This window comes from Limnoraphis robusta CS-951 (assembly GCF_000972705.2).
The window spans coordinates 22,481-28,775 of the sequence record NZ_LATL02000168.1; the positions used below are offsets into that span (position 1 = coordinate 22,481).

General features: G+C 41.5%; 7 protein-coding genes and 2 pseudogenes. 2 read left to right on the forward strand and 7 right to left on the reverse strand.

Going from position 1 to position 6,295, the window contains the following annotated elements; genetic code table 11:
- Positions 1 to 33: 33 nt before the first annotated feature.
- Positions 34 to 696 (reverse strand): ATP-dependent Clp protease proteolytic subunit, encoded by a 663-nt coding sequence (locus WN50_RS14600; RefSeq protein ID WP_046277519.1) that lies wholly within the window; start codon positions 694 to 696, stop codon positions 34 to 36.
- 863 nt (positions 697 to 1,559) lie between these two features.
- Here WN50_RS14600 and WN50_RS14610 point away from each other — a divergent pair.
- Both WN50_RS14610 and WN50_RS14615 read left to right on the forward strand, forming a co-directional pair.
- On the forward strand, positions 1,560 to 2,272 hold a 713-nt coding region (locus tag WN50_RS14610; RefSeq protein WP_425354809.1), incomplete at its 3' end, for a vWA domain-containing protein.
- Position 2,273: 1 nt separating this feature from the next.
- A pseudogene (locus tag WN50_RS14615) lies at positions 2,274 to 2,853 on the forward strand (hypothetical protein); the annotation flags it as partial.
- 253 nt (positions 2,854 to 3,106) lie between these two features.
- On the opposite strand, the gene rph reads toward WN50_RS14615, so the two are convergent.
- The 6 genes and pseudogenes from rph to dut form a co-directional block, all read right to left on the reverse strand.
- Positions 3,107 to 3,770 (reverse strand): ribonuclease PH (gene rph / locus WN50_RS14620; RefSeq protein ID WP_235440967.1); only part of this gene is annotated, 664 nt, incomplete at its 5' end.
- Between the two features lies 1 nt (position 3,771).
- Positions 3,772 to 4,039, reverse strand: a pseudogene (locus WN50_RS37590) (ribonuclease PH); the annotation flags it as partial.
- A gap of 39 nt (positions 4,040 to 4,078) precedes the next feature.
- Positions 4,079 to 4,648 carry an adenylate kinase gene (locus tag WN50_RS14625; protein WP_046278850.1) on the reverse strand — a complete coding sequence of 190 codons (570 nt, stop codon included), beginning with the start codon at positions 4,646 to 4,648 and terminating at the stop codon, positions 4,079 to 4,081.
- A 57-nt stretch (positions 4,649 to 4,705) separates the two neighbouring features.
- The gene (locus WN50_RS14630; protein WP_046278849.1) at positions 4,706 to 4,909 is read right to left on the reverse strand and encodes a hypothetical protein; all 204 of its coding nucleotides are present in this window, start codon (positions 4,907 to 4,909) and stop codon (positions 4,706 to 4,708) included.
- A gap of 214 nt (positions 4,910 to 5,123) precedes the next feature.
- Positions 5,124 to 5,675: a deoxycytidylate deaminase gene (locus WN50_RS34080; RefSeq protein ID WP_046278848.1), complete on the reverse strand. Its 552-nt coding sequence runs from the start codon at positions 5,673 to 5,675 to the stop codon at positions 5,124 to 5,126.
- 3 nt (positions 5,676 to 5,678) lie between these two features.
- On the reverse strand, positions 5,679 to 6,107 hold the full coding sequence (dut, locus tag WN50_RS34085; protein ID WP_046278847.1) for a dUTP diphosphatase: 429 nt from the start codon (positions 6,105 to 6,107) through the stop codon (positions 5,679 to 5,681).
- Positions 6,108 to 6,295: the final 188 nt, after the last annotated feature.

Genomic DNA, 6,295 nt, shown 5'->3' on the forward strand with positions numbered 1-6,295 from the left:
ATTTTCTCGCTCTTGCTAATAAAATTAACGAAATTAAACAGCTAAAACAGGTTTTGGCAAATCTTTGCGGCTTTGCAGAACCCGATCAATTAAACCGTATTCTTTGGCTTGTTCGGGGGTCAAATAGAACATCCGATCCGTATCTTTAGAGATTCTCTCGATCGATTGACCTGTATTCTTAGCCATAATTTCCAAAAAGGTTTGTTTATTGGCTAAGACTTCTTTCGCCCGAATCTGAATATCAGTCGCTTGACCTCGGGCGCCTGATTTGGCTTGATTGAGAATCAGCGTAGCATGAGGTAAGCTAGCACGGTATCCTTTTGTACCTGCTGACAAAATCATCGCCGCCGTTCCCATCGCTTGACCGATGCAGATCGTATGAACAGGCGGTTTGATGTAGCTGATCGTATCGCAGATGGCAAAGGCTTCGGTTTCAAACCCGATCGCATCTCCTCCGTACCAGGAAGTCCCAGTCGAGTTAATGTAAAAATAGATGGGTTTATCGGGATCGTCGAACTGTAAGTACAGCAGTTGAGCAATAATCAGTTCGGTGACATCAATTCCGACTTGGCGTTTAATGTCATCAGATGAATACAATGGCAATCCCAGGTAAACAATCCGCTCTTTTAACAGCAGAGATTCTAAATCTGGGGGCGGTGTCCGAAGCGGGCTATCGTTGTAGTATGAGCTTTGCACGGTTTATTCGGTATGAACTCTTCAAAAATTGTAGCTTGAACCCAGAAAGCGATTCTTATACAGAAATACTAACGCAAGTTCAGCTCAGTCTGATCAGGGTTAGTTTACAACCTTTTTCAGTGATCCTCTGTATCTCGATTTCATCCCAGTCGAGTGATAACGCTCCTTTTATTCAAGGGTTTTGGCGAATTTTAGGGTTTTTAACTGCTCATCTTAAACGGTTCGGTGATTACGCCAAGGTGTGGATTTCCGATCTCAAAAGCCTTCGGGGATAATTGCTCTGACAGAGGAACACCACCCCTAAACCTCTGACAACGCAGCATTAAACATTAACAATCCGCTCAAATTAGCGGGTTTTTAGACATTAACCTTGCTCACTTTACCTGATTTTCTAGGTATCAGGAAGTTGCTGTACAGTTAGTGTAGAGTTAAACAAATTACTCTGAGTCACGAAAGGGCTATTCTGATATAAAGATATACTAGCGCAACTCCAACTCACTCCTATGAACGTTAGTTTAGAACCTTTTCTCAACGATCCGAATCTCGATATCACTCAAGGAAGCAGCCAGCGTCAGCTTTCTCTATCGGTTTCAGCGATTCCTAACGCTGTTGATCACCATGTTCCCCTGAACCTCTGTCTGATTTTAGATCATAGNGGGCTATTCTGATATAAAGATATACTAGCGCAACTCCAACTCACTCCTATGAACGTTAGTTTAGAACCTTTTCTCAACGATCCGAATCTCGATATCACTCAAGGAAGCAGCCAGCGTCAGCTTTCTCTATCGGTTTCAGCGATTCCTAACGCTGTTGATCACCATGTTCCCCTGAACCTCTGTCTGATTTTAGATCATAGTGGTTCGATGAGTGGGCGTCCGTTGGAAACCGTGAAAAAAGCGGCGGGTGAATTAATTGATCGCTTAAACCCTGGCGATCGCATTTCGGTTGTCGTATTTGATCATCGGGCTAAGGTGTTAATTCCGAATCAAGATATTATTGATCCAGAAGGGATTAAAAAGCAAATTAACCGTTTAAGAACCTCGGGCGGCACCTCGATTGATGAGGGGTTAAAACTCGGGATTGAAGAGTTGGGAAAAGGGAAACTTGAGCGCATTTCTCAAGCGTTTCTCCTGACGGATGGTGAAAATGAACATGGAGATAATAATCGCTGTTTGAAGTTGGCAAAACTGGCAACGGATTATAACTTGACTTTAAATTCTTTGGGTTTTGGAGATGATTGGAACCAAGATGTTTTAGAAAAAATTGCCGATGCAGGTGGCGGAACACTCGCTTATATTGAATATCCAGAACAGGTAATTGATGAGTTTAGTCGCTTGTTTAATCGGATGCAATCTGTGGGTTTAACCAATTCTTATTTACTTTTTTCTCTGATGCCGGGAGTAAGATTTGCTGAGTTAAAACCGATTGCCCAAGTTTCCCCAGATACGATAGAATTACCGTTACAAAAAGAAGCCGATAAATTTGTGGTTCGTTTGGGGGATTTAATGAAAGACATAGAACGAATTGTTCTCGCGAATCTTTATATCGGAAAACTGCCCCCAGGAAGACAAAAAATNTTCTTATTTACTTTTTTCTCTGATGCCGGGAGTAAGATTTGCTGAGTTAAAACCGATTGCCCAAGTTTCCCCAGATACGATAGAATTACCGTTACAAAAAGAAGCCGATAAATTTGTGGTTCGTTTGGGGGATTTAATGAAAGACATAGAACGAATTGTTCTCGCGAATCTTTATATCGGAAAACTGCCCCCAGGAAGACAAAAAATCGCTCAATTACAAGTCCGTTATGATGATCCAGCTTTGGGAATGCAAGGATTATATTCTGAACCTGTTTTGTTAGAAGCTAATGTCATGCAAGGCTATCAACCGACTCAAAATTCCCAAGTTCAGCAACATATTTTAGCCTTAGCGAAATACCGACAAACCCAAATTGCCGAAACAAAACTCCAACAAGGCGATCGCGTCGGCGCCGCAACAATGTTACAAACCGCCGCAAAAACAGCATTACAAATGGGGGATAAAAACGCCGCAACTGTTTTACAAACCAGTGCAACTCGTTTACAATCAGGTGAAGAACTTTCAGAAGCCGAGCGCAAGAAAACCCGCATTGTTTCTAAAACCGTCTTAAAAGGTGAATAATTATGTCTTCCCCTCAAAAATTTATCTAAACTCACCCCCCACACAAATGTAGGGGCGGGTTCCGAACAAATCTCTGTTTTCCTATCAACAATCTATCTAAACCCGCCCCGAAAAAACCGCCATTCATATTAATAATAGGCGGGTTTTCCGGGGTTTATTTATATTACAAATAATTGCAATTGGGGCGGGGCGGGTTTATAGAAATTTATTCAAATTCCGAAAAATCTGGGGGAACCCGCCCCTACAAAGCTGTTCACTGTTCACTGTTTAACGCTTGACGTTGGGCTTCTAATAACTGTTTAATTCCAATTTCAGCATAATCCATAATTTTGTTTAACTGCTGACGAGTAAAACTTTCGGCTTCTGCTGTTCCTTGTAATTCAATCATTCCCAATTGATCGTTCATTACAATATTAAAATCAATATCTGCCGCTACATCTTCTTCGTAGTTTAAATCTAAATAAGGTTCCCCCTCTAATAATCCCACAGAAACGGCAGCAATTTGATGAGAAATTGGTGATTTTTCTAATTCTCCTTTTTCGACTAATTGATTAAACGCATTGGCTAACGCCACAAACCCACCTGTTATCGAAGCAGTACGAGTTCCCGCATCCGCTTGCAGAACATCCGCATCAATAATAACGGTTTTTTCACCTAATAGTTTGAAGTCTACCGCAGCGCGTAAACTTCGACCTATTAAACGCTGAATTTCTTGGGTTCTTCCTGATAATTTCATCAATTCCCGAGGTTGACGTTGTTGAGTCGCACCCGGTAACATTCGGTATTCTGCGGTTAACCAACCTTGTCCACTATCTTTTAAAAAGTTAGGAACTCCGGGTTGAATTGTCACATTACACAAGACTTGAGTATTCCCGCATTTTGTAAGTACAGAAGCCGCAGAATAGCGAGTATAATTGNCTTGGGTTCTTCCTGATAATTTCATCAATTCCCGAGGTTGACGTTGTTGAGTCGCACCCGGTAACATTCGGTATTCTGCGGTTAACCAACCTTGTCCACTATCTTTTAAAAAGTTAGGAACTCCGGGTTGAATTGTCACATTACACAAGACTTGAGTATTCCCGCATTTTGTAAGTACAGAAGCCGCAGAATAGCGAGTATAATTGAGTTCAAAAGAAACAGGACGCAGTTGATCCGGTTGTCTATCATCCAGACGTTGCCAAGCCATAATAATTTACCTATATTAGTATTTGGAAATGAACTGTTTTCAAGTCTCGGAAGTTGTGGAACGTCTCAACTGACTAAAAATTTCCTGTTGGACTTGTTCGGGAGGTTGATTACCATTAATATCAAGTAAGCGATCGCGCGGACTGTAGTATTCTAGTATAGGGATGGTACGTTGATAAAAGACTTCTATCCGACGTTGAATAATCTCTGGTTGATCGTCTGAACGCGATCGTTGTAATGAACGTTTCATCAGTTCATCTTCGGGAACATTGAGATAAATTGTCCAATTTAATTGTTGTCCCAAATCTTCGAGTAAAAAATCCAATTCTTCGGCTTGAAATGCAGTGCGTGGATAGCCATCAAGCAACCATCCCTGACTGACATCGAGTTGAAGTAACCGTTGACGAATGAATTGAATCATAATATCATCGGGTACCAATTCCCCTTTTTCCACGTAGGGACGGGCTTTTTCGCCGAGGTTGGTTTGATCGGCGATCGCGTTTCGCAAAACCTCACCCGTTGATATCGAGGGGATATCGAGATGCTGAGATATCCCTTCGGCTTGTGTCCCTTTTCCGGCGCCTGGCCCTCCGAGAATCACCAGTCTCACTCCATCTAACCCCCTGATATTGCATTAAACTCAATTCACCTTTATTGTCTCATGGGTTTAATCATCAGGAAACTGCCAACAGGCGATATATTCAACGTCTGAACTCCCACAAGTGGGACACGATGCCTCATCGGAAGAATCTACCCATTCATAATTACATTGGCGACAATGACAGAAAATATTATTATCATTGGCTTGTCTAAGGTTAAATTGCCATCGATCTAATTGAGTTTCTGAGTTTGTAAAATTGGGATCGGACATTTTAACTTTGGGGAATAGAAGTCGGTTTTAACAAAAAATCTGCGGCTTTTTGGGTGATCGCTTCTGAAAGATAAATCTGCTTTAGTTTAACTAAATCTTCACTGACAAATAAATCTCTAACCATTGCTTTTTCACCCTTGTTAAAAGAAGTTTCATAATACACCTCTTTAATCCCAGCAGAAATCACTAATTTCAAACAAGAAAGACNGACATTTTAACTTTGGGGAATAGAAGTCGGTTTTAACAAAAAATCTGCGGCTTTTTGGGTGATCGCTTCTGAAAGATAAATCTGCTTTAGTTTAACTAAATCTTCACTGACAAATAAATCTCTAACCATTGCTTTTTCACCCTTGTTAAAAGAAGTTTCATAATACACCTCTTTAATCCCAGCAGAAATCACTAATTTCAAACAAGAAAGACAGGGTTCTAACGTCACATAAATACTCGCTCCCCCACAACTAATTCCGTGTTTAGCAGCTTGGGCGATCGCATTGGCTTCAGCGTGAACCGCCCGTGAGGGTAAAGATGAACTGGCGTCACAGCTACTCAACCCCGGATAGCAAAAACCTTGGGTTGTGCAGTGTACTGAGCCGGATGGTGAACCATTATACCCTGTGGCGACCACTTGCCGATCTTTGACAATCACTGCACCCACCGGAAACGCCAAGCAAGTTGATCGGGTAGCGGCGAGTTTGGCTAACATTAAAAAATATTCGTCCCAAGTGGGGCGGAGTGGGGGTTCGTAGTGAGAAAATTGTTCATCCATGAATTAAAAACCGCTTGATCCAAATCCATTATCTCCTCTAATGGTTGAATTGAGTTGTTGAACTTCTTCGATTTCTGCATGAATGACGGGTGCGATAACGAGTTGGGCGATTTTCATGGCTTTATTAATATTAAAGGTTGTTTTGCCATGATTGATTAAAATCACCCCAATTTCGCCCCGATAGTCTGCGTCTATGGTACCGGGTGTATTTAATACCGTGATTTGATGTTTGAGGGCTAAACCGCTACGAGGACGAATTTGGGCTTCGGTTCCGGGTGAAAGTTCGATAGAAATTCCGGTATGAATGAGTTTGCTTTCTCCCGGTAAAATCTCTTGATCTTCTATTGAATATAAATCTAATCCCGCATCATTGGGATGGGCGTATTTTGGCAAAATTGCCGCTTCGTTGAGTCTCAATATTTTGATTTTCATTTTCTCATATTTTCCCTAAAATTTTTAACAAGAGTGCAAGCATCTTGCTAGATAATATCATGTCCGACTCATCAATCATCCCAAGCGTAGGGGCGCGCCTCATTACAGTTTACAGTTTACAGTTATCAGTGACCAGTCATGTAGGGGCGGGTTCAGCAATTATTTATGTTTTCCCACTATCAACTTAT